The 24,346-nt window shown below is 68.3% G+C and carries 19 protein-coding genes and 1 pseudogene; 15 read left to right on the top strand and 5 right to left on the bottom strand.

The features are described 5' to 3' along the window. Positions 1-53 precede the first annotated feature (53 nt). The 8 genes from WJX68_RS04955 (at position 54) to WJX68_RS04920 (ending at position 11,130) form a co-directional block, all read left to right on the top strand. Complete coding sequence (locus WJX68_RS04955; protein ID WP_340286414.1) at positions 54-1,595, top strand: tyrosine-protein kinase domain-containing protein; 1,542 nt, start codon at positions 54-56, stop codon at positions 1,593-1,595. Positions 1,596-1,617: 22 nt separating this feature from the next. After that, the gene (locus WJX68_RS04950) at positions 1,618-2,931 is read left to right on the top strand and encodes an oligosaccharide flippase family protein (protein WP_340286656.1); all 1,314 of its coding nucleotides are present in this window, start codon (positions 1,618-1,620) and stop codon (positions 2,929-2,931) included. Positions 2,932-3,179: 248 nt separating this feature from the next. Then, positions 3,180-4,271 (top strand): hypothetical protein, encoded by a 1,092-nt coding sequence (locus tag WJX68_RS04945; RefSeq protein ID WP_340286412.1) that lies wholly within the window; start codon positions 3,180-3,182, stop codon positions 4,269-4,271. Beyond that, positions 4,264-5,433, top strand: a complete 1,170-nt coding sequence (locus WJX68_RS04940; protein ID WP_340286410.1) for a glycosyltransferase — start codon at positions 4,264-4,266, stop codon at positions 5,431-5,433. The genes WJX68_RS04945 and WJX68_RS04940 overlap by 8 nt, the downstream gene beginning before the upstream one ends. 11 nt (positions 5,434-5,444) lie before the next feature. After that, complete coding sequence (locus WJX68_RS04935; RefSeq protein ID WP_340286654.1) at positions 5,445-6,503, top strand: glycosyltransferase; 1,059 nt, start codon at positions 5,445-5,447, stop codon at positions 6,501-6,503. A 271-nt stretch (positions 6,504-6,774) separates the two neighbouring features. Continuing rightward, positions 6,775-7,560, top strand: coding sequence for a glycosyltransferase family 4 protein (locus WJX68_RS04930; RefSeq protein WP_340286408.1), 786 nt, complete (start codon positions 6,775-6,777; stop codon positions 7,558-7,560). Between the two features lie 740 nt (positions 7,561-8,300). After that, positions 8,301-9,056, top strand: coding sequence for a hypothetical protein (locus WJX68_RS04925; protein WP_340286406.1), 756 nt, complete (start codon positions 8,301-8,303; stop codon positions 9,054-9,056). A gap of 1,060 nt (positions 9,057-10,116) precedes the next feature. Further along, positions 10,117-11,130 carry a hypothetical protein gene (locus WJX68_RS04920; protein WP_340286404.1) on the top strand — a complete coding sequence of 338 codons (1,014 nt, stop codon included), beginning with the start codon at positions 10,117-10,119 and terminating at the stop codon, positions 11,128-11,130. A gap of 233 nt (positions 11,131-11,363) precedes the next feature. Here WJX68_RS04920 and WJX68_RS04915 read toward each other — a convergent pair. After that, a pseudogene (locus WJX68_RS04915) lies at positions 11,364-11,924 on the bottom strand (sugar transferase); the annotation flags it as partial. Positions 11,925-12,340: 416 nt separating this feature from the next. Between WJX68_RS04915 and WJX68_RS04910 the strand changes: the two are divergent. The 6 genes from WJX68_RS04910 (at position 12,341) to WJX68_RS04885 (ending at position 17,602) form a co-directional block, all read left to right on the top strand. Beyond that, positions 12,341-12,853: a hypothetical protein gene (locus WJX68_RS04910; RefSeq protein WP_340286402.1), complete on the top strand. Its 513-nt coding sequence runs from the start codon at positions 12,341-12,343 to the stop codon at positions 12,851-12,853. Positions 12,854-12,927: 74 nt separating this feature from the next. Continuing rightward, on the top strand, positions 12,928-14,280 hold the full coding sequence (locus WJX68_RS04905; protein WP_340286400.1) for an HNH endonuclease signature motif containing protein: 1,353 nt from the start codon (positions 12,928-12,930) through the stop codon (positions 14,278-14,280). A gap of 166 nt (positions 14,281-14,446) precedes the next feature. Next, entirely contained in the window at positions 14,447-15,082 is a 636-nt protein-coding gene (locus WJX68_RS04900; protein ID WP_340286398.1) for an arsenate reductase/protein-tyrosine-phosphatase family protein, read from the top strand. A gap of 67 nt (positions 15,083-15,149) precedes the next feature. Then, on the top strand, positions 15,150-15,689 hold the full coding sequence (locus WJX68_RS04895) for a DUF4232 domain-containing protein (protein ID WP_340286396.1): 540 nt from the start codon (positions 15,150-15,152) through the stop codon (positions 15,687-15,689). Positions 15,690-15,746: 57 nt separating this feature from the next. Then, the gene (gene rfbC, locus WJX68_RS04890) at positions 15,747-16,319 is read left to right on the top strand and encodes a dTDP-4-dehydrorhamnose 3,5-epimerase (protein WP_340286394.1); all 573 of its coding nucleotides are present in this window, start codon (positions 15,747-15,749) and stop codon (positions 16,317-16,319) included. After that, complete coding sequence (locus tag WJX68_RS04885; protein WP_340286392.1) at positions 16,319-17,602, top strand: NAD(P)H-dependent oxidoreductase; 1,284 nt, start codon at positions 16,319-16,321, stop codon at positions 17,600-17,602. Before rfbC ends, WJX68_RS04885 begins: the two co-directional genes overlap by 1 nt. An 18-nt stretch (positions 17,603-17,620) precedes the next feature. Here the strand turns inward: WJX68_RS04885 and WJX68_RS04880 are convergent, their stop codons facing one another. Beyond that, positions 17,621-19,123, bottom strand: coding sequence for a sugar transferase (locus WJX68_RS04880; protein ID WP_340286391.1), 1,503 nt, complete (start codon positions 19,121-19,123; stop codon positions 17,621-17,623). A 289-nt stretch (positions 19,124-19,412) separates the two neighbouring features. Between WJX68_RS04880 and WJX68_RS04875 the strand changes: the two genes are divergently transcribed. After that, positions 19,413-19,862: a hypothetical protein gene (locus tag WJX68_RS04875; RefSeq protein WP_340286389.1), complete on the top strand. Its 450-nt coding sequence runs from the start codon at positions 19,413-19,415 to the stop codon at positions 19,860-19,862. A gap of 16 nt (positions 19,863-19,878) precedes the next feature. Here the strand turns inward: WJX68_RS04875 and WJX68_RS04870 are convergent, their stop codons facing one another. The 3 genes from WJX68_RS04870 to WJX68_RS04860 are packed head-to-tail and all read right to left on the bottom strand — an operon-like array spanning position 19,879 to position 24,307. Continuing rightward, entirely contained in the window at positions 19,879-21,228 is a 1,350-nt protein-coding gene (locus tag WJX68_RS04870; protein WP_340286388.1) for a glycosyl hydrolase family 28-related protein, read from the bottom strand. A 32-nt stretch (positions 21,229-21,260) separates the two neighbouring features. Further along, positions 21,261-22,919, bottom strand: a complete 1,659-nt coding sequence (locus tag WJX68_RS04865; protein ID WP_340286386.1) for a Wzz/FepE/Etk N-terminal domain-containing protein — start codon at positions 22,917-22,919, stop codon at positions 21,261-21,263. Beyond that, the gene (locus tag WJX68_RS04860) at positions 22,916-24,307 is read right to left on the bottom strand and encodes a hypothetical protein (protein WP_340286384.1); all 1,392 of its coding nucleotides are present in this window, start codon (positions 24,305-24,307) and stop codon (positions 22,916-22,918) included. Before WJX68_RS04860 ends, WJX68_RS04865 begins: the two co-directional genes overlap by 4 nt. Positions 24,308-24,346 lie beyond the last annotated feature (39 nt).

Below are 24,346 nucleotides of genomic sequence, written 5' to 3'. Positions count from 1 at the left end.
TAGAGCACACCGTCAAGAAGATCTAGACCCTTTAGTCGGGAGAGGCTAACCGGATGAATCTCCAAGAGGCTTTACGGATAGTTCGAACTAGATGGACGCTGGCGCTGGCTTTCACTTTATTGGGGATCGCGGCTAGTATCATTGCATTCATTGTTCGCCCTCCCGAGTACACTGCCACAACGGACCTCTTTGTGTCCGCGCAAGTCGGTGACAATCCGCAACAGGCATACCAAGGGGCCCAGCTTTCGGAGCAGCGGGTCAAATCGTATAGCGAACTGGTCACAAGCGACCGAACCTTGACTGATACGGCTAGACGCCTTGGCCTTACCAGCACCCGGGACGAGCTTGCGTCGAAGATTTCTGCGACGAGTGCGCCTGATTCGGTCATTATCAACGTAAGTGCAATCGACGCGAGCCCTGAAGCAGCCGCGGCTTTATCGAATACTGCGGCCCTGGTGACCGCGGACGTTGTCGATCAACTTGAGCGGCCAGCCTCACCTGTTGGTGTCGCACCGGTTGCTATTCGTGTCGTTCAGCCAGCCGAAGCTCCGACCGAACCAAGCTCGAGCAGTCTATTAGCTACCGTCATCGTTGGCCTTCTGTCCGGCATGTTTCTTGGAATAGCCGCAGCATTTGCGAGAAACGCCTTGGACACGACTGTCAGCTCAGTGGAGCGCCTCCAGGAAAGTTCGGGTGTTCCGAATCTTGGCGTCACCCCTTTCGATGCAGATGCACGCAATCAGCCTCTTGCCTTTGCTAGTGACTTGCAGGGTGTACGAGCCGAGAGCGTGAGACACGTCAGAACCAATCTACAGTTTGTCAATGCGGACAAGCCACACAAAATTATAGCGATCACAAGTTCCGTTCCAGCCGAAGGTAAGACGACGCTCACTGCAAATCTGGCCGAAGCTATGAGCTCGGTTGGGATGAAGGTGCTGCTCGTGGAGGCTGATTTGCGTCGACCTCGGCTGTCCGCCCTACTCGGTCTGGACCGCTCGGTCGGCTTAACAAGTGTATTGTCCGGTCGGGTAGCAAGACACCAGGCCACACAGCCGTGGAACGGTGGAATCGTCGATATGCTCGCCAGTGGCCCAATTCCGCCCAATCCTAGTGAGCTGTTGTCGTCAGCCCAAATGGATCGCTTTCTCGCGGAAGCTCGAGAACTGTACGACATTGTTCTCATCGACACCCCGCCGCTGCTTCCGGTAACGGATGCTGCGGCGTTGGCGCCGAAAGTAGATGGCGTCGTTCTAGCATGTCGCTTCAATGCCATATCAACGACTCAGGTGCGTCAGGCCTGCGAGTCGCTTCGGCGCGTTGGTGTAGAGCCAATCGGAACCGTCTTGACCATGGAGCCGGTCCGAGGTCGAACGGCCGAATACTCGTACTCGTATCGATCTGACCACTCAGCGTACAATTTTCCGTCCAGTGCTGGACGAGACAGTTCGCAGCGCAAGCCCGCACACGACCGAACTCGGAACGGTCGATCAAACCAGGCGGTATCGATAACTGATCGGCATCCTTCCACCGACTTCAAGAATCAACCTGGCGCAGGACCGAAAGGGCCGCCGTCTCTCGGCGGTCATGGTTTGTGAGACCTGAGGGTGGTCTGAGTTGGTGATCAAGTCGCTTTTCGGCAGTCGCCCTGCTTGTGCGCTCGGGAATCTCTTTCGTAAAGCGAACCAGAGCGGTGTCCGAGCGGTTGGGTCGCTATCGGCTGGAAACGCTGCGGTTCGTGTTTCTCAGATCGGCTTGCTTGCCATAACTTTGGCCACAATTGACCCGGCTAGCTATGGGCAGTTTGCTATGGCCAGTGCGATAGTCGCGATCGGCGTCCTCTGTGCAGAAGGTGGGCTAATACAGGCGACAACAGCGATGGCGGAGATATCTCATGAAGAAGAGCGAGCATCGGTCTCGCTAGCGGCTGTTTTTGGCATGGTCGTGTATCTCCTGATTCTTCTGGTCAGTGCGCTTGTGGCGTTGCTTCCAAGTTTAGCTCAAGTCTTTGCAATATCCGCGCTTCTCGGATCGTCTACTGTCACATACTCGGTAGCAGCGCCAAGTCTTGGGCGCTTGCAACGGTTAGGGAAGTTCTCAGCGATCGCTCGTCGCCAAATCCTTAGTGGCGTAATATCTCTTATCGTCGGCTTAGCAATCTTCATAGTTGGCGCGGGAGTTTGGGCGCTAATTGTTCAATCTTGGCTTGTTGTAACAATGGCTGGCATCTTGATAATTATTCATCCTGAGACCCGGATTAGGCCTTCCATAAACTTTTACGAAGCACGCCAAGTGCGCAGACGAGCCGCCCTCGCCTTAAGTGCAAATGTCATTGGCATTGTCGGGAGGCGAGCAGACGACGTCGTCCTCGGCGTTGCTTTGGGAGCATCAGCTCTTGGGCAGTATAGCCTCGGCTATCGCGCACTGACCACTCTCACGGAAGTTCTTCTTCACCCTGTAGAGCGGGTTTCCCTGTCACGAGTTGCCAACGCGCATGCAGCGTCTCGTGGCGAAGCCGTGAAAATTGCGAGGCGCGCTGAGCGAAAGCTTACACTGATCGCAGGACCTATTTTCGCGATTGCCGGAGTCGTTGGGATGGTCCTGATTCCAAGAATCCTTGGTGAGCAGTGGACGCTAGCAGGATATTGTTGTCTTTTTCTACTGGCGGGCGGCGCCGTCCAGTCTGCTTACTGGCTTCGATACTCAATGCTCTTTGTGCTTCGAGGTGGTCGTCGTGCATTGACTTTTCAGTCTCTGAATGTCTCAATTCTGTTGACGAGCACCTTGATCATGCTGCCGTTTGGGCCCGTAGGGTGTTCGATCGGATACCTGATAGGATGCCTTGTCGTTCTGCTTTTGAGCAGACTCTTCTCTATCAACTCCAACAATGCCGAATTCTGTAATGCACGTGCAGATGCAGGCGTGAGAACATGACGCCGGCACCTATTCTGGGCAGTGTTGAAGAAATGCCGCCCAATTCCGTGCGCATACGCCGTGAAGCAAGTAAGTTGCTCCTTCTCTTGGGCGGGCTTCTAATTCCGTTCGATGACGTTGGTTTCCTGGCGTCTGCAGGGGGGGTAGGGCGAAGTCCAGCATGGTTCCCCATCGTTCTTGCCGGACTACTTCTACGAACGCTTCCCGAAGCCTCCAGGTGTGGCCATGACCCAACTAGATGGGCTTGGGTGGTTTGGCTCTACGGAATAGGTCTCACAGTGGCGTCATTATGGCTACTTCCTGAGAGTATTCGTGGAGAACTACTTCTGGCGAAGTCGGCTCGTGTAACAATCTTCGTACTACTATGGATCCTCGTTCTCGACACCGGATTCCGTGCTTTACGTCTGATTCCTCGAACTTTGGCGGCCGTCGGGATCCTTGCTTTCGCAATTCTTGTGCTCGGAGGGGTTCTCCAAGCCTATTCCTACGTCGACCTACAGGCCGTCTCGCTTCTGCACGCCACTCCAGACTATGCGCAGAGAATCCGAGGAACTCGATTCGAGCCGTCCTCGCTCGGAGCAGGCATGCTAGTTGCCTTTGGGATTTTCGCGTTACAAGTTCGCTCAAAGAGCGTACTCATGGGCTGCGTATTAGTCGTGTGGCTGGCGGTGCTCGTTACCCAGTCACGCGGCACACTAATCACCATGTATGCCGTCTCGACAATAACTGCGGCTATTTTGCTGTGCAAAGAGCTTCGAATGTCCCGAGCATTTTTCCGTAGCACGGCTATCGGGGCGACTATTGTAACTCTAGTATTGTCATTTGGGCTCGCGTACGTCGTGACATCACCATTCTGGGCTGGATTCAGTGCAGAGACTTCGGACGCGACACGTTCTATTTGGGCAGCAGTCGGATGGAAGTCCGTTCTGCAGTACCCCCTTGGGCAAGGCTACGTGGGAGGGTTCGAAATATTGCCGATCATGCTCGCAGACGAAATTCGTGAGCTTGGTTCGGCGTTTAGATTGCGAGATCTAGAGGAAAGCGCGATTCTTGCCTCTGGCAACAACGATAACGCGCTGGTTCCAAAGACACTGCCGGCGATCCTGTCCACTTGGTTTGGAGTTGCAGGAGTTGCCGCTGTAGTGGCGATGGTCTTTTCAGTCAGCCGAGTCACGGCGAATCTGTTCACTCGAGAGTTCCGGGGTGCAGCGCTTAGTTCCATCATCTTCCTGCTGATTAGCTCAAGCTACTTTACTAGTCCGTTTAGCTGGGAGCAGCCGCTCATTCTGGGGGCACTCCTGGCTCTAAGTTCGCAGGTAAAGGAAAACGACGATGTCTAGGGCTCTGGTACTAGCCGACGAGCAAATCTTCCCAGTTAGAAGCGGCGGTCAGTTGTTGATCGCCCACGAGATTTCCGCATTGCAGATGTTATTCGATGTGCAGGTTCTTATCTGCACTAGACAAGATTCCGACAATTCGTCTGCGCCGGCCGACACGCTCGTTTTTCCGCGGAAATCTCTTATGCGGGGGATGCTCTTAGATCCGTTATCAAGCTATCAGTTCAGCAGTCGAGCAATTTGGCCTCTAGTGCGTAGGAGGCTAGGAGAATTGAAGCCATGCGCATTGATTATCTGTCATCATGAGTGGATGATACCGCTCGCACTTAAAATTCGAGAACACTGGTGTCGAAATGCGAAAATTGTTCTCCGAAGTCACAACGACGAGTACTCGTTCTTCTCGTCCTTACGCTCGTCTAGTCGAGGGTGGCGTCGTGCATACTACTTACTCGAAATGCTTCGTATGTCACGTCAGCAGCTCGCAAATCATGCCGCAAGCGCCGACGATGTCTGGGCGCTCACAAATATGGATAGAGAATCTGCGTTCTCGCGTTTACGTGACGTGGAGATCTTGCCCCCAGCGCTAATCGCGGGTCGCCCCGAACGGAGAACTCAGCTTCCGCCCAAGCGGAGCCTTGCGTTTCTAGGATCGTTGGACATGGCACACGCAGTAGATGGCCTCGAATGGTTTATCAAGAATGTGCTGCCGGTGGTCGTACGTTTGCGGCCGGATTGCACCCTATATGTCGGCGGCCGACGCGCTCCAAAGGGTCTGCTCGATACTATCAAGCGGACGGAGAATGTCGTCTATGTTGGCGAGGTAGACGATGCGAGAGCGTTTGTAAGGAGTCACCGTGTTTACATTAATCCTGTCTTCTCTGGCAGTGGGATTAACATGAAGATGGGTCTCCCGATCGAAGTCGGTGTTCCAGTCGTGACAACTCATCTTGGACTGAGAGGGCTCGACAAATTGAGGGATGCAATATTTCAGTCTGACAGTGCAGATGAGCAGGCTGGCGAAATTGATAGGCTGCTCACATCAGATACTTATTGGATCGAATCCAGCGCGTCACTGACCCACGCAGGAGGCGCGTATTCGATTGATAATATTAGTTTGCAGATGAAGTCGCGTGTGGCGGCCCTACTGTCCCGCGAAGAGATGTGAAGGACACCGATATGAAGTGGGCCATTACGCATGATTTTTGGTTCGACCGGGGAGGAGCAGAGCGGGTCACTCGAGTCATGCAGCAAGCATTGCCTTCCAGTCACCACCTTACGGTTATCGCTGGAGATCAAGAATCCCTTGCTCGAGATGGACTTGGCAAAACGCACATTTTATTCCCCCGGATCTCCAAAAGAACCTACCGCCAGATGAGCTTTGCCTACCCCTATGCCGTAGCGAGACATGCGGCGATAGATGGCAATGCGCTGTGTTCATCGTATGCGTTCGCGCACCACTTCAGATGCACTGGAAGTAAGGTCGTCTATTGTCATTCGCCGCTAAGACAGATATGGAGCGGATTGCAGATGTACTCGCAGCATCATGCCTTCTATAGAGGCGCGGCTGCAGCGGTGGGTGCGCATCTGCGTCGGTTGGATCGTGAAGTTGCCAGATCCGCTGATCTGTATATTGCGAACAGTAATGCAGTACGTGATCGTATTGCGTCATTCTATGGACTGGCAGAAGTGCCCGTAGTGTACCCTCCAGTATCGAACGATTTCGCGTGGTCTGGTTCGGAGCGGACGGACGACTTCGTCTGGGCAGGTCGAATCGTGGAGCCCTACAAGAAGCTGGGTCTGGTATTGGAGGCTTTCAAGGATCTTCCGTATCGACTCATAGTCGTTGGTGACGGCAGAGATCGGCGGCGACTCGAGTCGACGGCCAGCCCCAACGTCACTTTTGTTGGAAAAAAAAACGCGGAGGAGCTATCGACAATCTATTCGTTCGCCCGGGCCGTTGTGTTCCCGAGCGAGGACGACTTCGGATTGATTCCTGTCGAAGCTATGCGCTGCGGCGCTCCGATAATTGCGTATGGCGGAGGCGGTGCGTTGGAGACGGTCATAGATCAGGAAACTGGGGTCTTCTTCCAGCAGCAGACGATAGAGTCTCTCCGGGCATGCATCGGCAGATTTATGGCGATGAGTTTCGAGAACGAGTACATTGTCGAGTACTCTAAGAGATTCTCAGAAGCGTCTTTTGTATCTAAGATGAATGCTGTCCTCGAGGCAGTATAGGGAGCTTGAGGTGCGATTCATAAGCTGTGCGCGAGGATCGTGGGGCGCAGAGAACAGCCTGATGCTGCTCGCTCGTCATCTAAACGAAACTGGCACGCACGTATTCCTATTGTGTTGCAGTGACGAGCTACGTAGGCAGTGGCTGGCGAACGTGCCCGGAGCTGACGTCATTATCCTTCGTGGTTGCACTTCTAGTTTGTCGCGTCTCCGTACACTTCTTATCTTTGGTTGGAGTATTCTTCGGACAGCAAACTGGCGTAACGAGACTTACGTGATCTTCAGTCTCGACCTAGCTCCTATCGTTCTACTGCGCCTTCTTAGTTGGCGTACTCGATTTATTTTGGATCTACACGATGCCCCTCGATCGTCCATCACCAAGATGATAGTGTACGTTTCAAGTTTGCTCTGTTCCCGCGTTGTATGTATATCTACTTTTATTGCCAGGTTTGTTCCGGCCAAGAAAGCTCGTGTAATCAATCGTCCGATCGAGCTTGGTGTAAAGAGGCCGTCTTCTGACTCGGGTCGCCCGTTCGTCGTCGGTATCGTGGGACGGGTCGATCCGATTAAGCGAATTGAAATCGCAGTTGATGCAGTTGCCCAACTTTCGGCAGATGTTCGGATTGAGGTTCGCGGCGAGAGCTTCGTAGATGTGGCTTCGTACTCGCGGCGACTCGAAGTATATGCAGAACAGGTGCTCGGTTCGGGCCGATTTGTATTCACTGGGAAGTTGCCGCTAGATGTTCTTTACGATGGCCTCGACTTGGTGGTGGTTGCAAACGATAGAGAGCCAAGTGGTCGAACGGTCGGTGAAGCTCAAGCTGTCGGCGTGCCTGTTCTTGTGCCTGACGCGGGCGGTGCCGCCGAGTATGTCGTCGATGGTCTATCTGGGCTTCACTATAGGGCTGGAGACTCCGCAGCAATGGCCGATCGGATACTTTGTCTGATTGAAGATGCTGCCCTGCGAAGCAATCTGGGTGATGCGGGAAGGGTATCGATTGAACGGGATCGAAGCCCGGGTGCCGTAGCTGCGGAATATCGGGACGCCGTACTGGGATGAAGATTGCAGCCACTCCATGGTTCCCGTAAAGCTCTTGCGCGGTTGTGGGTGTCGCCAGGAAGTCTCGGAAGGACGCGTCGAAGTTGGCGCCCGGACTCGTTGCCGCTCTAACCAATGGGGCGGACACGGCAACGACTCGGCCGCTCCGGCCGTCGAGCTCCAGGAGGCCTTGTCTCTGATCTCCGACGTCCGTGGGCCGCACTTGTCGACTTTGCAATCTGGCCGGACGTGAAGGTCACGACCGGGCCAGCGCCCGCCGCGGTGGACGGGAGCCGGTCACTACCAATCGGGAACTTTCAAGGCCCGCACCCCGACCGGTCCGCCGTGCGTCTGGCGCCGATGGGCCCCCTGCGGACTCGCGCGGCCGCCGCGCTGGGGACGGGGGCGGAACATCGCGCAGATCACCGACCTGGTCATGACGTTGTTCGGCCCCTGACCGCGGGCTCGGCCGCCCGGCCATCACCCGTTCGTGATCCCACATCGGAGTGCTGTCGCCGACCGCGCATCGCCGACTCACCGTGACGGACGCTGCTGCGCGCAGGTGATCACCACGCGACGGCGGAGTCCGAGCGGGCGAGTCCCCGCCCGGCCTTGATCGCTGTCGGCCCCGATGTGCACGGACGGTGGACGCGCGACCGGGGCGCGGCCGTCCCACCTGCGTCCATCGGCTGCACGCGGATTCCTGACACCATCACGCCACTGCTCTCAGCCGTCGTCCGCATCCCCCGGAGACCCCGTCGATGAAGCTCCGCAGCCGCCGCTCCCGCACCCTCGTGGCCGCGGTCGCCGTCCTGCTCCCGGGGCGCCTGCGCCGCGCCGCGCACACCCGTCTGCTCGGCTACCGCCTGCACCCCGCGGCCGTCATCGGCCGCGCGTTCGTCGACGTCGGCGAGCTGGAGATGGACGAGCACGCCCGCATCGGCGGGCTCACCGTGCTGCGCGGCTGCCGGCTGGTCCGGATGGGACCCGAGGCGACGATCGGGTCGCTGAACCTCATCACCGGCGTCCGCGCCGAGTCCACCGCGTTCGAGACGCCCGGCCGGGACCCGTCGCTGGTGATGGAGCGCGGCTCGCTGATCACCTACATGCACGTGCTCGACCTGTCCGACCGGCTGACGCTGGAGGAGTTCGGCATCATCGCGGGCTTCCTCAGCCTCGTGCAGACCCACGCGATGAACACCGAGACGCTGCGGCAGTCCTCGAGCCCGGTCGTCGTCCGCCGCTACGGCATGGTCACCAGCCGATGCGTGCTCCTGCCCGGTGCGGACGTGCCGGAGGCGTCCATCGTCGCCGCCGGCGGCGTGGTCACCGGCGCGCTGAAGGACGCCTCGCGGTGCACGGTGTTGCCGGACGGCCCGTCCTGGGCCAGCCGTTTGGCGAAGCAGTCGTCGGTGCCGAGCGCCTCCGCGTCGCACCAGGAGTTCGCCCCGTCTGCGGTGGTGAACCCGGGCCCGACCAGGACGACCCAGAAACCGGGCGTGGTGAAGCTCGCGTAGTCCGACGAGCTCACGAGGAGCGCACCCGGGTAGCGCACGGTGAGCTCGGCGACATGGTCGGCGATGGCGACGTCGTCGTAGAGCGTGCCGCCCACGGTCATCCCCGACCGCTTCGACGAGATCTGCGGAACCCAGGCTCCCTCCAACGAGGCGATTGCCGCCCGGTCCCGGTCCGCACGCCCGGCCAGGTAGCCGGCACCCGACGACGGCGACGCGGGTGCCGTCCCACCGCCGTCGAACTGGTCCTCGACCGGGCCCCCGGACGGCGGTGCCTGTGCTGAGCCGAACGTCGGGTCAGGGACGGCAGCCGGAGCCACGGCGGCGTTGCCGTCGACTTCGACGGAGGGCAGCCACGCCGCCACGCCCGCCACACCGGCGGCGACCAGCGCAGCGGCCCCCACCGTCGCCATCACCACCGAGGCGAAACAGCGGCGGAGATCCTTCACCTGCTCCGGCGGCTCGTCGTCGGCGGCGGACGAGTTGCCCGGACTCGGGAGCCGGTACGGGACCGGTCCGGGGGGGTCCGTCCGCAGGTACCACGGCACGTTCCCGGAAAGGTCAGACGCCCCGCACACCCCGCAGAATTGCGTGGGTGCCGAGGTCGACGGCTCACAATCCGCACAATTCGACATCGACACTCCCGTCGTCGCCACGGCGGAACCGGTTTCAGTGTCGGCCCGCCCGGATGAATTCGAGTCGGCGTGCGGTGGCGTTACCGGACGGAGTCGAGATCTCAGTGACGAGCAGGTTTCGCTTTCCGGAGCCGTGGAGACCGGGTCCTGCCGCGCCGCGGGAATCGGGTCGGCATCGTCAACTCAGATGATCTGTTGTCCACCGCGACCGCTCCATGGACAGCTCGTCAGCTGCTTGGACGTGGTTGCGCCTGGGTGAACGATCTCCCAGTTCGGTGGGCTGTCCCGGACGGCGAGGGCCCCGGATCGCACCCTGTCCAGGTGTCCACACGATGCCGACACGGCTCCCCGGTCACTCGTCGGATCGATGTCCGTGGTGAATGCTCTGCCGTCGGAGACCGATCGGGTCTCCGGAATCGAGGTCTGCGTTGGGTACCTTCATCGGATTCTGGTTCATCGGCGCACTGATCGCGGGAATGGCGTTCCGTGTCCGTGCCGGACTGGGGATGTGGTCCAGCTATCGAATGCTCGGCGACGGCGGGCTTGGCGTCGAATGGACTCTGATCACAGTCGGAAAGACCTTCGTCTGGCCGGTGGTCCTCGCGTACTGGCTCCTCAACGACCGACCCGAGCCGCGGATCGTCTTCAACGAGAAGGCCGCGCGCCGCCGCCAGGAGGCCGAGCGGCTCGCCGGGGCCCCGCCACAGGCTCCTGGCGGTGAGGACCCGGCCGATACCGGTGTCGCCGTCCTGGGGTCCGGCCGCCGGCTGCGCACCATGCTGGACCTGCCGGGCTGTCTCGCCCTGCTCGAACAGCTCGCCGACCCTCCCCGCCCCGGCATCCCGCCTGTGCTGCCCGCGACGTGGCAGTGGCGCGACGACGCGCCCGCTCCCGAGGCCTCGGTGTCGTTCACGGCGGGCGGGACAGTGATCGTTGCGGCGTTCTGGCCGGAACCGGACCGGACCGTCTTCGGCCTGTACCCGGTCGACGACGGCCCCGATCGCCTCATCATCCCGCTCATCGGGCACTGGAAGCAGATCGACACCTCGCTCGGCTCCATCGGGACGCTCGACGCCGGGACGTACGGCCTCCTGCCGCCCCGGCCAGTTCCGGGTCTCGTTCCCGACATCCTGACCGCAGCAGGCCTCCCCGTCGAACCAGCCGGGCTCGCCGACGTCGGGGAACGGATGCAGCGCATGGTTCTGGGTCGGGCCGGCCAGTTCCTGGCCGTGCGGGACGCCACCCTCGCCGCCAGGTTCGCCGAGGAGCACCGGACATCCGATCCGGATGTGATTCTGCGGGCCCTCGCCGTCTGGGATCCGGGCGTCGTCCCGCATCTGCAGGACCTGTACTTCCGGGCCCGGGCGATCCTGCTGGAGACCACTCCCGACGGCCGGCCGGCGATCGTCGCACTGATCGCCGGAACACTGTCCCAGCCCTGACCTGCGACACATCGAACGAAGGAGAACGACGATGGCTGACTGTGGAACCTGCCGCGGCAAGGGACGATGCCCCAAGTGCAACGGCCGTGGCCTCGTTGGCGGGATGCTGCCCGTCAACTGCCCGAACTGCCGCGGGGACGGGAAGTGCTTCGTCTGCAACGGCACCGGTAACCGTCGGTAGGACCGGGGCGCTGCCGTCTACGGGACCTGCTCGCGAACGTCGTCCGTCGGGCTCAGTACGCCCCGCCGCCGCGCACGACCACGCCGACCGTGCGGAACAGGATCGACAGGTCGAGGGCGGGGGACCAGCGGTCGACGTACCCGGCGTCGAGCCGGATCGACTGCTCCCAGCTCAGGTCGCTGCGCCCGGACACCTGCCACAGGCCGGTCAGGCCCGGCTTGGCGGCGAGCGGGCAGTAGGCGTCGACCTCGCGGCGCAGGGCCGGGTGGGGCCCGACCAGCGCCATCGAGCCGCCGACGACGTTGAACAGCTGCGGCAGCTCGTCGAGCGAGAACGTCCGCAGGAACCGGCCGACGCGGGTGATCCGCGGGTCGCGGGCCATCTTGAACAGCGGGCCTGCGCCCTCGTTGCTGCCCATCAGGGCGGCGAGACGGGCCTCGGCGCCGACGACCATCGAGCGGAACTTGATCATCCGGAACTCGGCGCCGTCGCGGCCGACGCGGGTCTGGCGGAAGAACACCGGGCCGCCGTCGAGCAGCACCGTCGCGGCGACGACGAGCATCAGCGGGGAGAGCAGCACGATCAGGACCAGCGCGGCGACGGTGTTGAGCACCGCGTAGCCGGTGCCGGGGCGCCGGGCCGCGCGGGCGGCGACGACCGACTCGGCCTCGCCGAGCGCGACGGCGGCGGCCGCGGTGGCGGCGTCGGCCTCGCGCACCGGGTCGGCGGCGACGCGGGTCGACGGGGTCGGCATCGGGATCGTCGTGGTGGTCATGGTGTGGCTCTCCTGGGGTGACGCGGCCGTTCGGACCGTTCTGACACCCGCATCGGGTGGGCCGAACGGCCTATTAGCTCGTGCACAACCGGTTCATCAGTAGTGACGAGCGGGGGTGCCACGGCGTGCCTCCGGGGCGTCTCGTCACTTCCGATGAACCGCCGGGGCGGCCGATAACGGCCTGGTCGGTCCGGAGCGATCCGGCGGGGGTGAGGGCCGCGCCGGGCGGCCCGTCCGATCGGGGGGACCGCACGATGACCTCGCACCGCCGCCCACGCCGTTCCGTGTCCCGCGCCCTGCTGGCCGGGTTGGTGCCGGCGGCGGCGGCGGCCGCGCTCTGCGTCGCGTCCGTCGCCTCCGCGGAGCCGGTGGTCGCGGTCGCGGCCCCGGCTCCCGCGGGGCCCGGTGTGGTGGCGCGGGAGTTCCCGGCGCCGCTCGTGCCGGGGGTCGTGCCGGACGTGCCGCTCTCGTCGTTCGTCGAGGACGAGCCGGAGCCGGTGCTCTACACCTGCGAGCCGACGGCGGACCCGGAGTTCGAGGACCCGGCCCACCCGCACTACATCACCAACAAGAACTGCCCGGACCTGATCGCGGCGAAGGAGCGGGCGCAGCGCGAGTACCTGGAGCAGCTGCAGGCCGAGGAGCGCGACGCCGGCGGGGACGGGCTGGAGTCCGCGTGCTCGGACCCCACCAGCGGCTACTACGGGACCGCGGCCTGCGGGTCCGACCTGGACGGCGACGGGATCATGGACGGATTCACCGGCTGACCGCTCGCCGCTGCCGGGTATCCGCCCAGCTCAACCCCTGCTATTCGAACATGTGGTCGAGTAGAGTGGGGTGCATGGACGACGTCTGGCAGGCCGGTGACGAGGAGCTGCTCCTCGCGGTCGCCGACGTCCAGGAGCGGATCAACCGCGAGTCCGCGTCGCTGGTCGCGCTGGTCGCCGAGATCGCCATCCGTGGGCTCGCCGAGGGCCGGGGGTTCCGCGACACCGCGGAGCTGCTGCGCACCGTGCAGAACGTGTCGCGCTCCACCGCCCGCGCCCGGGTCGACGCCGCGCGGATGCTGTCCCCGCTCCACCTGATCACGGGGGAGCGGGTCGACGCGGAGCTGCCCGAGCTGGCCGCCGCGTTCGCCCAGGGCGCGGTCGGCGACGGGCACGTGCGGGTGATCCTGCGCGTGCTGGCGACGCTGCCGCCGCACCTGCACGAGCACCGCCCGGTGCTGGAGGCCGACCTGGTCCACCACGCCCGCACGCTGGACCCCGACGCCGTGGAGAAGCTCGGCCGGCGTGCGATCGCGCTGCTGGACCCCGACGGGCCGCGCCCGCGGGAGCCGAAGCCGTCGCGCACCCGGTTCGTGCTGCGCCCGCAGGGCGCCGGGTACGAGGCGCGGGGCTGGTTCGACACCGAGTCCGCGGCGATCCTGCGCACCGCCCTGTCCCCGCTGACCGCGCCCGTCCCGCCCGCCGGGACCGCCGGGTCCGCGCCCGCGCGCGACGAGCGCTCCACCGCCGAGCGCACCGGCGACGGGCTGGTGGAGCTGGCGCGGCGGCTGCTCGCCGTCGGCGCGCTCGGCGTCGAGAACGGCCGGCCCGTCACGCTGACGGTCACCGTCCCGATCGAGACACTCACCAGCGGCACCGGGGCGGCGCTGCTCGGGTTCGGCGAGGGCGGGCTCGCCGCCGCCGTCGCGGCCGGGGACGCGCTGCGCCTGGCCTGCGACGCGCGGGTCGTGCCGGTCGTGCTCGCCAGCAGCGGGGAGCCGCTGTTCCTCGGCCGCGAGCAGCGCCTCGCCTCCCGCGCGCAGCGCCTGGCACTGGCCCAGCGCGACGGCGGGTGCGCCTTCGCCGGGTGCGAGGCCCCGCCGCAGTGGTGCGTGGCCCACCACTGCACCCACTGGGCCGCGGGCGGCGCGACCGACCTGGACAACCTGGTGCTGCTGTGCCCGCACCACCACCGGATGGTCCACCGCGACGGCTGGAGCGTGCAGATCCGCGACGGCTTCCCGGTGATCACCCCACCGGGCTGGGTCCCGGGCGGGCCCCGCACCAACCCGCTGCACCGGCCCGACCGGCCCCGGCCGCGACCACCCGGCGGCGCACCCGCGGAACCCGTCCCGCTCGACACCGTCCTGGCCGGCTCCGTGTCGGCCGCCGCCGTGCCGGTCGGCGCCGTCGCGGCCGTGTCGTGAGGCCCACGCCACATGTCGTCATCAATCGTGGTGATCTCCGCGGCCCGCGGCCGATCGGCGGAAATGGGCGGCCCGACGCACACGACTGAACGGAGGACGGACCGTCGGGGGAGGGCCCACCATGACCATGCTGGCCGAGCGTGCTGCCGCGCCGCACACTGGGGCGATGGCACGCCCGCCGCAGGCCACCGCGCAGGCGGGACCGGACGACCGGTTCCGGGTGCTGGTCGTGTGCACGGGCAACATCTGCCGCTCGCCCGCCGCGGAGCTGCTGCTGCGCCACCTGCTGGTGGGGCGGCTCGGGGGCCGGGAGGCGGCCCGGGTCGAGGTGTCGAGCGCCGGGGTCGCCGCCGTCGTCGGGGCCGGGATGCACCCGCAGTCGCGGGCCCAGCTCGCGCCCTGGGGGCTCGACGGTGACCGCGCCGAGGGGTTCCGGGCGCGCCAGCTCGACGACGCCGTCGTCGACGGGGTCGATCTCGTCCTCGGCGCCAACGTGCGGCACCGCTCCACGGTGCTCGAGCGCCACCCGCACCTGCTGGACCGCACCTTCGCCCTGCGCGAGTTCGCCCGCCTCACCGCGGCCGCGGACACCACCGTCCTGCCGCCGGACCTGGTCAAGCGCGGCCGGGCGCTGGTCGACCTCGCCCGCGCCACCCGCGGCACCATCCCCCCGGCCGACGACACCGTGCCCGACCCGATGGGCGGACCGGACGCCGCGCACCGCGACGCCGTGCACCGCGTCTTCGGCGCCGTGCGCGGGATCGTCGACGAGCTCGCGCCCCGCGCGGCGGTGCGCCGCTGACCCACGGCCGGGTGGTCCTCCCCGTGTCGCGCAGCGGGATCCGGCCCGGGGGAGCACGGTGTCGCGCATGACGACGCGCCGCGCCACCCTCGCCGCCGGTCTCCTGCTGCTCCTCTGCGCCGGCTGCGGTGGCGGCGGCGGGACGCCCGCCGCGCTGTCCACGGCACCGGCCGCCGCGCCGGACACCGCCCGGCAGCCCGACACCGCGCGCGTCGGCCGCTGCACCGCGGCGTCGCTGCAGGCGAGCGTCGGCACCACGCTCGGCGACGACCAGAAGGACACCACGATCGTCTGGCGCAACACCTCCGACCGGGCGTGCACCATGACCGGCTTCGGCGGGGTCGACCTGCGCGGGTCCGGTCCCGCCTACTCGCTGCCGCGGTCGAGCGAGGAGCCCACCACGGTGACCGTGAAGCCCGGCGGCACCGCCCACACCGTGATCACCTGGCTGCCCGGCACCGACTGGACGCCGGCCGACGTCGTCGTCACCGCGCCCGACGAGACCACCTCGACCACGCTGCGCTGGGAGCAGGGCCCGGTGCTGCGCCAGGACGGCGCGACCCGCCCCGGCACGTTCATCCATCCGGTGGCACCCGGCTCGGTGTGACCACCGTCGGTCACCCCGACGGTTAACGAACTCGCCGCCGTGACGTACAAGGGGGACATGGACATCCATCCGACCCCGCTCCCCGGATCGGCGCTCATTGACCTGAAGCGTCTCGAGGACGACCGCGGCTTCTTCGCCCGTGCCTTCTGCGAGCAGGAGTTCCGCGACGCCGGGCTCGACCCGACGATCACGCAGTGCAACCTCTCGTACAACCACGAGGCGGGCACCCTGCGCGGCTTCCACTACCAGCTGGAGCCGAACGCCGAGGTCAAGGTCATCCGCTGCGTCCGCGGCGCGGTCTACGACGTCATCGTCGACCTGCGCCCGGACTCCGACACCTACCTGCAGTGGTTCGGCGCGGAGCTGTCCCAGGACAACCACACCGCGATGTACGTGCCGCGCAACTTCGCGCACGCCTACCTCACGCTCACCCCGGACGCGACGACGATCTACCAGGTCTCCACGCCCTACACCCCGGGCGCCGAGCGCGGGCTGCGCTGGGACGACCCCGCGCTCGACGTCGCCTGGCCGCACGAGGTCCTCCACGTCTCCGGCAAGGACGCGAGCTGGCCGCTGCTGGCCGACAACGCCGACTTCCCCACCGTCGTCGCCGGATCGGCGGCCCGCTGATGCTGATCCTCGACACCGCGCTCGCGAAGCGCGCCGCCGAGGACCGCCCGATCCGGGTCGGCCTCGTCGGCGCCGGGTTCATGGGCCGCGGCCTGGTCAACCAGATCGTGAACTCCACCCCCGGGATGGACGTCGTCGCGATCGCCAACCGCACCGTCGCCACCGCCGTGCGCGCCTACACCGAGGCCGGGCTCGAACCGGTCGAGGTGTCCACCACCGCGCAGGTCGAGGCCATGGTGGCCACGGGCGTCCCGGCCGTGCTGGACGACGCGTTCGCGCTGCTCGCCGCGGAGAACATCGACGTGCTCGTCGACGTCACCGGCGCGGTCGAGTTCGGCGCCCGGGTCACCGTCGCCGCCATCGAGCGCGGGCTGCCCGTGGTCACCATGAACGCCGAGCTCGACGGCACCGTCGGCCCGCTGCTCGCGCACCGCGCCCGCGCGGCCGGCGTCGTGCTCACCGGCGCCGACGGCGACCAGCCGGGCGTGCAGGCCAACCTGCTGCGCTTCGTGCGCGGCATCGGCGTCACCCCGCTCGTCGCCGGCAACATCAAGGGCCTGCAGGACGAGTACCGCACCCCCACCACGCAGCAGGCGTTCGCCGAGAAGTGGGGCCAGGACCCCTACATGGTCACCAGCTTCGCCGACGGCACCAAGGTGTCGTTCGAGCAGGCCATCGTGGCCAACGCGTTCGGCTTCACCGTCGGCCGGCGCGGCATGTACGGGCGCGACCACGCCGGGCACGTCGACGAGCTCACGCAGAGCTACGACGTCGACGAGCTGCGCGCGCTCGGCGGCGTCGTCGACTACGTCGTCGGCGCGAAGCCGGGGCCGGGGATCTACGTGCTCGGCACGCACGACGACCCGAAGCAGCGGCACTACCTGAACCTGTACAAGCTCGGCGAGGGCCCGCTGTACAGCTTCTACACCCCCTACCACCTGTGCCACTTCGAGGTGCCGAACACCATCGTGCGGGCCGTGGACTTCGCCGACGCCGCGCTCACCCCGCCGGCCGGGGCGCACGTCGACGTCGTCGCCACCGCCAAGCAGGACCTGCGCGCCGGGCACACCCTCGACGGCCTCGGCGGCTACGACACCTACGGCGTCGCCGAGTCCTCGGCCGCGACCCGCGCGGAGAACCTGCTGCCGATGGGCGTCGCCGAGCACTGCACGCTCGTCCGCGACGTCGCCAAGGACGCGGTGCTCACCTACGACGACGTGACCCTGCCCCCGGGCCGGCTCGTCGACGCCCTGCGCGAGGAGCAGCAGAAGCTGTTCGCGTGAGCGGGCCGCAGCCGCGGCTCAGTAGGCGCCGCGGCTGCGCAGCACCGCCCCCACCGTCTTCCACAGGATCAGCAGGTCCAGCGCGACGTTCCAGTTCTCGACGTAGCGCAGGTCGAGGCGCACCGACTCCTCCCAGGTCAGCGACGACCGTCCGGAGACCTGCCAGAGCCCGGTCATGCCCGGCTTGACGAGCAGCCGGCGGCGCGCGTCGGCGCCGTAGGTGGCGACCTCGCGGGGCAGCGGCGGGCGGGGGCCGACCAGGCTCATGGAGCCGCCGAGGACGTTGAGCAGCTGCGGGAGCTCGTCGAGGGAGTAGCGGCGCAGGATGGCGCCGACCCGGGTCACCCGCGGGTCGCGGGCCATCTTGAACAGCGGGCCGTCGGCGTGGTCGTTGCGCAGGCTCGCGAGCCTCGCCTCGGCGTCGACGCACATGGAGCGGAACTTCAGCATCCCGAAGGTGCGCCCGTTCGTCCCGACGCGCTCCTGCCGGAAGAACACCGGGCCGCCGTCGCCGAGCTTGACCGCGGCCGCGAGCAGCAGGAACACCGGGGCGACGGCGAGCAGCAGCAGCCCGGCGACGACCCGGTCCGCCACGTACTTGACGATCTTGGAGACCCCGCTGAACCGCGGCTCGGACAGCCGCAGCAGCGGCAGCCCGTCCACCGGGGTGATGTGCATCCGGGGGCCGGCGATCTCCATCAGACCGGGGTCGACGGCGAGCTCGGTGGCCGAGCCCTCCAGGTCCCACGCCAGGCGGTGCAGCCGCGCCGGCCCCCAGCCGGGGGAGCGGCAGATCGCGACGACCCGGTGCCCGCCCTCGCGGGCCAGCCCCGTCACCGCGTCCAGGTCGCCGACGACCGGCACCCCGTCGACCAGGTGGCCGCCGCCGGTGCCGGTGCCGGTCGGCGTGCACACCCCGGTCACCCGCCACCCGAAGTACGGGTCGCGACGGGTGCGCCGGATCAGGTCGGCGACGCAGGACTCCTCGCCGACCGCGAGCACGGGCGCCAGCCCGCGGCCCCGGCCGCGCTGCAGGTGCAGGGCCTTGCGCAGCCCGAACCGGACGGCGATCACGGCCGCCCCGATCAGCGGCACGAGCAGGAACACCCACTCCCGCGACGAGTCCACCATCAGGGCGAGCCCGCCGAGCGCGAGCACGACGTCGGCCAGCAGCACCGCCCGCCCGAGCCGGACGAACTCGCCCGGACCGGCGCCGAGCAGGCGGCCGTCCCAGGCCCGCGACACCGGCAGCGCGACGGCGAGCAGCAGCGCCGCGATCAGGCCCGACCCGATCCGCGCGCGGTCCGCGGCCCCGGACCCGGTCAGCCCGACGAGCACCGCCGCCGTGGTGACGACCGCGATCGTGGCCAGGTCGCCGAGCACGACCATCGCGGTGAACCGGCGCTGCCAGCGGGGGCTGTCGACCAGCGGGGCGCGCCGCCGCTGCGCGGGGACCACGGCGGGAGTCCCCGCACCCGGGACGGTGCGCTCCGGTTCGTGCGAGACGTCGTGGATGCTCACGGAACGGGGGGCTCCTTCGGGGCGGGGAACGGGGGGCGGGGCCGCTGGGGTCGGCGTCGTCCCCGGCGGCGCCGAATCAGGCACCGCCGACTGAACCGGATGTCGCCAACGGCTCGCCCGCTGTTAGCGCCCTCCGGGGACCCGCCCGCGCAATTGCTCCGTTCGTCGCAGGCCGTGATCGGCCCTGCGCCGAAGGGCCGCACCGGTTCTCATCAGAAGTGAGTAACGCGGCCGCCGTCGCGCGCGACAGGTGATCGAGCGATCATCCAGAGTGAGGGGGCCCCGTCCGGTGCGCCGTTTCGACCGCAGCAGCTGGCCCGAGCACGGCCCGCACCGCGAGCTGCTCGACCTCCTCGACGACGCCCACGTGCGGTCCGGCTGCCGGTCCGCGCGGTCGGTCGCGCGGTCGTCGCGGGTGCCGGTGGCCCAGGTGCAGCTGATCGCGCGGGGCACCGCCCTGCCCGCCGACGAGCAGCAGGTCCGCGACCTGCTGGCGGCCCTGGGGCCGACCCGGCCCGGCACCGGCGACCGGGCGGCGGCGCTCTACGGCGCGGCCCGCCTCGAGCACGACGGCACCGGCCCCTGGACCGCGGGTGTCCCGGCGACGCCGGTGCCGCCGTCGCCGGCGGCGGCCCCGGCGCCCCGCCGGTCGCGGCTGCTGCTGGCGGCGGCGACGGTGCTCGTCACCGCGGCCCTCGTGCTCGGCTACGCCGCCGGCACGGGCCTGCTCCCCGGCTGAGCGCCACCCGCGGCGCTCAGCCCGCGGGGCGCCCGGTCCCCAGCCGCGCGGTGCGCAGCGCCCCGTCCGGACCGACCTGCAGGCGCCAGTAGCCGCCGTCGTCGTCGCGCAGGACCACACCGGCCTCGGCCCGCTCGGACAGGAACGCGCCGCTGGGCAGCACCGCCGACACCACCGTCCCGTCCCCGGCCCGGGCCTGGACCAGGTCCGCGGCGGCGTCGCGGCCGGGGCGCACCACCAGGGGCCCCGCGTGCTCGGCGCCGCTGACCACGCCGCGGCCGACGACGTGCCAGCGCGGGGGGAACGCGGCGAGGTCGACGTCGGCGGCGGTGCCCGACACCAGGTTGACCGCGGTGCCGTCGGGGCAGTGCACCGGGTCGATCCGCAGCGGCACCGGCGTCGCACCCGGGTCCGGGTCGAGGATGACGTTGGACAGGTGCGGCTGGCGGCAGCTCTGCAGGTCCAGCAGCACGGTGCGGGCGGCCACCTTGCAGTTCACCAGCCCCAGCTGCGACGGCCCGCCCCGCCCGGCGACCCCGGCCTGCACCGCGACGTCGGCGCCCTCGAACCAGACGTTGGTGAACCACCAGTCGTTGGCCGGGCCGTCGACGAGCACGTGGCGGGTGGTCGTCGCCGGGTCGGTGTCGGAGACGAACTCGGAGTTGACCACCGACAGGCCCGGCGCGTAGTCCGGGCCGGTGCCGAGCACCCCGATCCAGTTGCTGGTGAACTTCGAGGCCGTCACGTAGTTCTGGATGCTGGAGGCGACCAGCCCGACGCCGAAGTTGTTGACGTCGCAGTTGACGAACGTGGTGCCGCCGGTGTTGTCGCGCAGCTCCACCCCGCGCTGCCCGACGAAACGCGGGTGGCTCCCCGCGCCGTGCTCCCCGCGGAACAGCACGGTGTCGAACGAGCAGCGGAAGCAGCCGCTGAGCCGGGCCGCCGACCCGCCCTCGGCCGTCACGTACACACCGAGCCGGGCGAACGCCACGCGGTGCCGGTCGCGCAGGTCCCACAGCGGCCCGTCGCCCTGGTGGACGACCGTGGACAGGTCCGACCCCTCCCCGACGACGGCGGAGTAGTCCGGCAGCTCCGGCCAGCCCGTCACGCGGTAGGTCCCGGCCGGCAGGTACAGCGCGAGCGGGCCGTCCGCGTCGGCGACCGCGCGGGCGATCGCCGCGGTGTCGTCGGCGACGCCGTCGCCGACCGCGCCGAACGCGCGCACGTCCCGGGCGGAGGCGGGCACGTCCAGGGCGCGGGCGGCGTCCGACCCCGCCGTCCCGGCCGAGGTGCAGCCCCCCAGCGACGCGGCGGCGGCGCCGAGGGACGCGGTCAGCATCCGGCGGCGGGACAGCGAGGCGGACATGGGTTCCCCCGGGGACGTGCGGTGCGCGCGGGTCAGCGCCGGGGTCGAGTATCGCGGTGCGGGGCCCGTCCGCGCTCGCGGGTGACCTTCCGCTTCGCGCCGCGCCGCGCACCGGCCGCCGCGTCGGCCTGCGCGTCCGCGCCCTCCCCGGTCGCCTCCGCGCCGTCGTCCGACGGGGCGGCGGCGACCGCCGGCCCGCCCGCGGCCGGCCGCGCCGGGGACGACTGCGGCTCCCGGCCCGGGCCCGACGGCGCCGGACCGCGCGGGGCGGGCCGCACCGGCAGCACGGTCGTCGGGAACGGCGCGGTCTCCGACAGCGCGGCCGCACCGTCGCGCGGCGCCGGGGCCTCGACCGGCGCGGCCGGCGCGACCGGAGGGGCCGGCGCGACCGGCGGGACCGGGTCGGCGGCCGCGTCGGGCTCGTACTCGACCGTGCCCGCCCGCAGCGTCGAGCGCGAGACCGCCGCCGCGACGGTGACCGGGACACCGGCCTCGCCCAGCCGGGCCACCACCGTGCGCACCACCGACTCCGACGCCCGGTCCAGCTCGGCGGCGGGCACCACCGCGTCCGGGGACCAGGACCGCAGCAGCGGCACGATCTCGGTCCCGGACGGGCCGAGGTCGACCAGCACGTGCGCGAACCGCATCCGCAGCGCCGTCACCAGGTCGGTGAACCGCGCCGAGTCCAGCAGCTCCGAGGTCAGGTCGTCGGCCTGGCCCAGGCGCACCACCGAGAGCCGGGGGCCGACCGGGCACAGCACCGAGTCCAGCGGCACGTGCGGGCTGCGCAGCCAGTCCGCGAGCCCGTCGTCGCCGGTCAGGCCCAGCGCGGCGGTCACACCGCGCCCGCCCAGGTCGGCGTCGACGATCGCGACCGGGACGCCCGACGCGGCGAAGGACTCGGCCAGGCGCACCGCGACGCCCGGCAGCGAGCGCGGCGACACCGCCGCGACGACCGTGGTGCCGGTGCGCCCGTGCGGGCCGGTCAGCGACCGGCGCAGCAGGGTCGCGGCCTGCCCGTCGCGTCGTCGGCCCATCCGCACCGCGCGCACCCCGGTGAGCTCCGACAGCTGCTGCGGCGTGCGGATGCGGTCGTCGAGACGGTCGCGGGCGAACGCCGCACCCGCCCCGAGCAGCAGCGACACGAGCAGGCCCGCGGCGAGCACCTCCACCGGCGAACGCCCGGTGGGGGCGTCGGGCAGCCGCGCCGGCTCGATCACCGAGACCCGCGCCGCGGGCGCGGCGCCCCGCACGGTGGTCTCCATCTCGCCGACGTGGCGCTGGAACTGGCCGGTCACCGCCGTCGCCAGGCGCAGCGCCTCCTCCGGCGAGGGGTCCGACACCGTGATCGACAGCAGGGTCGTCGCCGGCGGCGAGGACACCGTGATCCGGCTCTGCAGCTCCTGCGGGCTCATCGCGAGCCCGAGCTGCTGCACCACGCGGGTGGCGACGGTCGAGTCGTCGGCGACGTGGGTGTAGGACGTGACGCGCTGCTGCGCGGCCATCCCGCCCTGGTACGCGTCGTTGACCGAGGTCCCGGTGGCCATCGACACGTACAGCGTGGACGACGCCTCGTAGGTGCGCGTCAGCTGCGAGGCGTAGGCGGCGGAGGCGAGGATGCCGGCGACGGCGACGGCGAGCGCCGTCCGCCAGCGCCGCCGGAGCATCTCGACGAGGCCCATGACACTCATGTCGTGCTGACCACCTTCGGATCGGATCGGGGTGCCCGCACGTCGGCGGGGGGCGGGGGCGGGGGCGGCCCGGACGGGCCCGGACGGGCGCGGCGGCGCAGGCGGGTCACGACGACGGCGACCACCCACACGACGACGGCGGCCTGCAGGCCCTTGCCGACGACCTCGGTGCTGCCGAGGATCCCGCGCTCGTCGAGGATCGGGGAGGTCGTCACGATGATCCCGAGGGAGATCGCGACGACGTGGCGGGAGTGCAGCCAGCGCACGGCCAGCAGCAGCAGCCCGAACGTGAACAGGGCGCCGACGGTGACGCCGGGCAGGCCGCCCAGGACCTGCCCCTCGTTGATCGAGCCGTCGGCGAGGGCGACCGACACCGACCGCATGTCGACCGAGGACCCGCGGACCTGGAACGCCCACGCGGTGCCCGAGTGCAGCTTCTCCCCGCCGAGCACGCCGGACGGGACGAAGCTCTGCGCCATCGCGGTCACGACCTGGCCGGGCGTCAGCCAGGTGCGACCGCTCATGTAGTACGCGTCCGTCGCGGCCTGCAGCAGGTCGAAGCGGCGCACGATCGGCAGGAACGGCCGGACCACCCCCGGATAGCGGGAGTCGACCTCGGCGGCGGCCGCGGCGGCGTCGCCGCTGAGCTTGAACGACTGCAGCCAGCCGAAACCGGCGATGCCGCCTGCGGCGAGGCCCAGCACGCCCCAGGTCCGGCGGCGGCTCCAGCCGAGCAGCGCGAACCGGATCGCCACGGCCAGCGCCGCCGCCATCACCGGGCTCTTGGACTCCGACGCGATCGCCCAGCCCAGCTCGACGGCCAGCAGCCCGCCGATCACCACCGCCGCGCGCGACGGGGTCGCCGGGCGCAGGAACAGGATGAGCCCGGCGCCGCCGATGCCGGCGAGCGACGCGACGAGGTCGAGCACGGGGTTCGCGCTCGTGACGTCGCCGGCCCCGCCGACCGACCCGGTGAGGTACGCGGCCGCGCGCCCGGCGCAGCCGACCACCCAGACCACGACGAGGGTCGCGACGAGGTCGGGGTCGGTGCGCACCGGGGGCCGCGGCGGCCGCCCGCGGGCCCGGCACGCGTAGCCGAGTGCGAGCAGGGCGTAGAGCCAGAGGCCGTACACCACCGGCTGCATCGCCTCGGCGATGCCGTGCGGGTAGCCGATGGAGTACAGGCGGGGGTCGGCGACGTCGTCGCCGTAGGTCGGGACCGGCTGCACCCACAGCAGGACCGCCGGGCGCAGCACGTAGGACAGCGCCCAGTACGCGACCTGGGCGAGCACCAGCACCCGCGGGATGCCGCGCAGCAGCAGCGCGGCCGCGGTCAGCACGGCGAGCGCCGCCGCGGCGGCGGTCACGGCGAGCACGGCGTCCGGCACGGTGTCTCCTCTCGGGCGGGTCGGGGCGGGTGGGCGGTG

Source organism: Pseudonocardia spirodelae (assembly GCF_037727765.1).
Taxonomy (GTDB): domain Bacteria; phylum Actinomycetota; class Actinomycetes; order Mycobacteriales; family Pseudonocardiaceae; genus Pseudonocardia; species Pseudonocardia spirodelae.
Note: the sequence above shows the minus strand (reverse complement) of the source record. Positions and strands in the feature narration are given on the sequence as shown.

Coding starts and splice junctions, on each gene's coding strand:
- WJX68_RS04900 (WP_340286398.1), top strand. CDS start 14,447: ATGGCACGCCCGCCGCAGGCCACCGCGCAGGCGGGACCGGACGACCGG.
- WJX68_RS04955 (WP_340286414.1), top strand. CDS start 54: ATGAATCTCCAAGAGGCTTTACGGATAGTTCGAACTAGATGGACGCTG.
- WJX68_RS04940 (WP_340286410.1), top strand. CDS start 4,264: ATGTCTAGGGCTCTGGTACTAGCCGACGAGCAAATCTTCCCAGTTAGA.
- WJX68_RS04905 (WP_340286400.1), top strand. CDS start 12,928: ATGGACGACGTCTGGCAGGCCGGTGACGAGGAGCTGCTCCTCGCGGTC.
- WJX68_RS04935 (WP_340286654.1), top strand. CDS start 5,445: ATGAAGTGGGCCATTACGCATGATTTTTGGTTCGACCGGGGAGGAGCA.
- WJX68_RS04865 (WP_340286386.1), bottom strand. CDS start 22,919: ATGAGTGTCATGGGCCTCGTCGAGATGCTCCGGCGGCGCTGGCGGACG.
- WJX68_RS04910 (WP_340286402.1), top strand. CDS start 12,341: ATGACCTCGCACCGCCGCCCACGCCGTTCCGTGTCCCGCGCCCTGCTG.
- WJX68_RS04870 (WP_340286388.1), bottom strand. CDS start 21,228: ATGTCCGCCTCGCTGTCCCGCCGCCGGATGCTGACCGCGTCCCTCGGC.
- WJX68_RS04885 (WP_340286392.1), top strand. CDS start 16,319: ATGCTGATCCTCGACACCGCGCTCGCGAAGCGCGCCGCCGAGGACCGC.
- WJX68_RS04895 (WP_340286396.1), top strand. CDS start 15,150: ATGACGACGCGCCGCGCCACCCTCGCCGCCGGTCTCCTGCTGCTCCTC.
- rfbC (WP_340286394.1), top strand. CDS start 15,747: ATGGACATCCATCCGACCCCGCTCCCCGGATCGGCGCTCATTGACCTG.
- WJX68_RS04925 (WP_340286406.1), top strand. CDS start 8,301: ATGAAGCTCCGCAGCCGCCGCTCCCGCACCCTCGTGGCCGCGGTCGCC.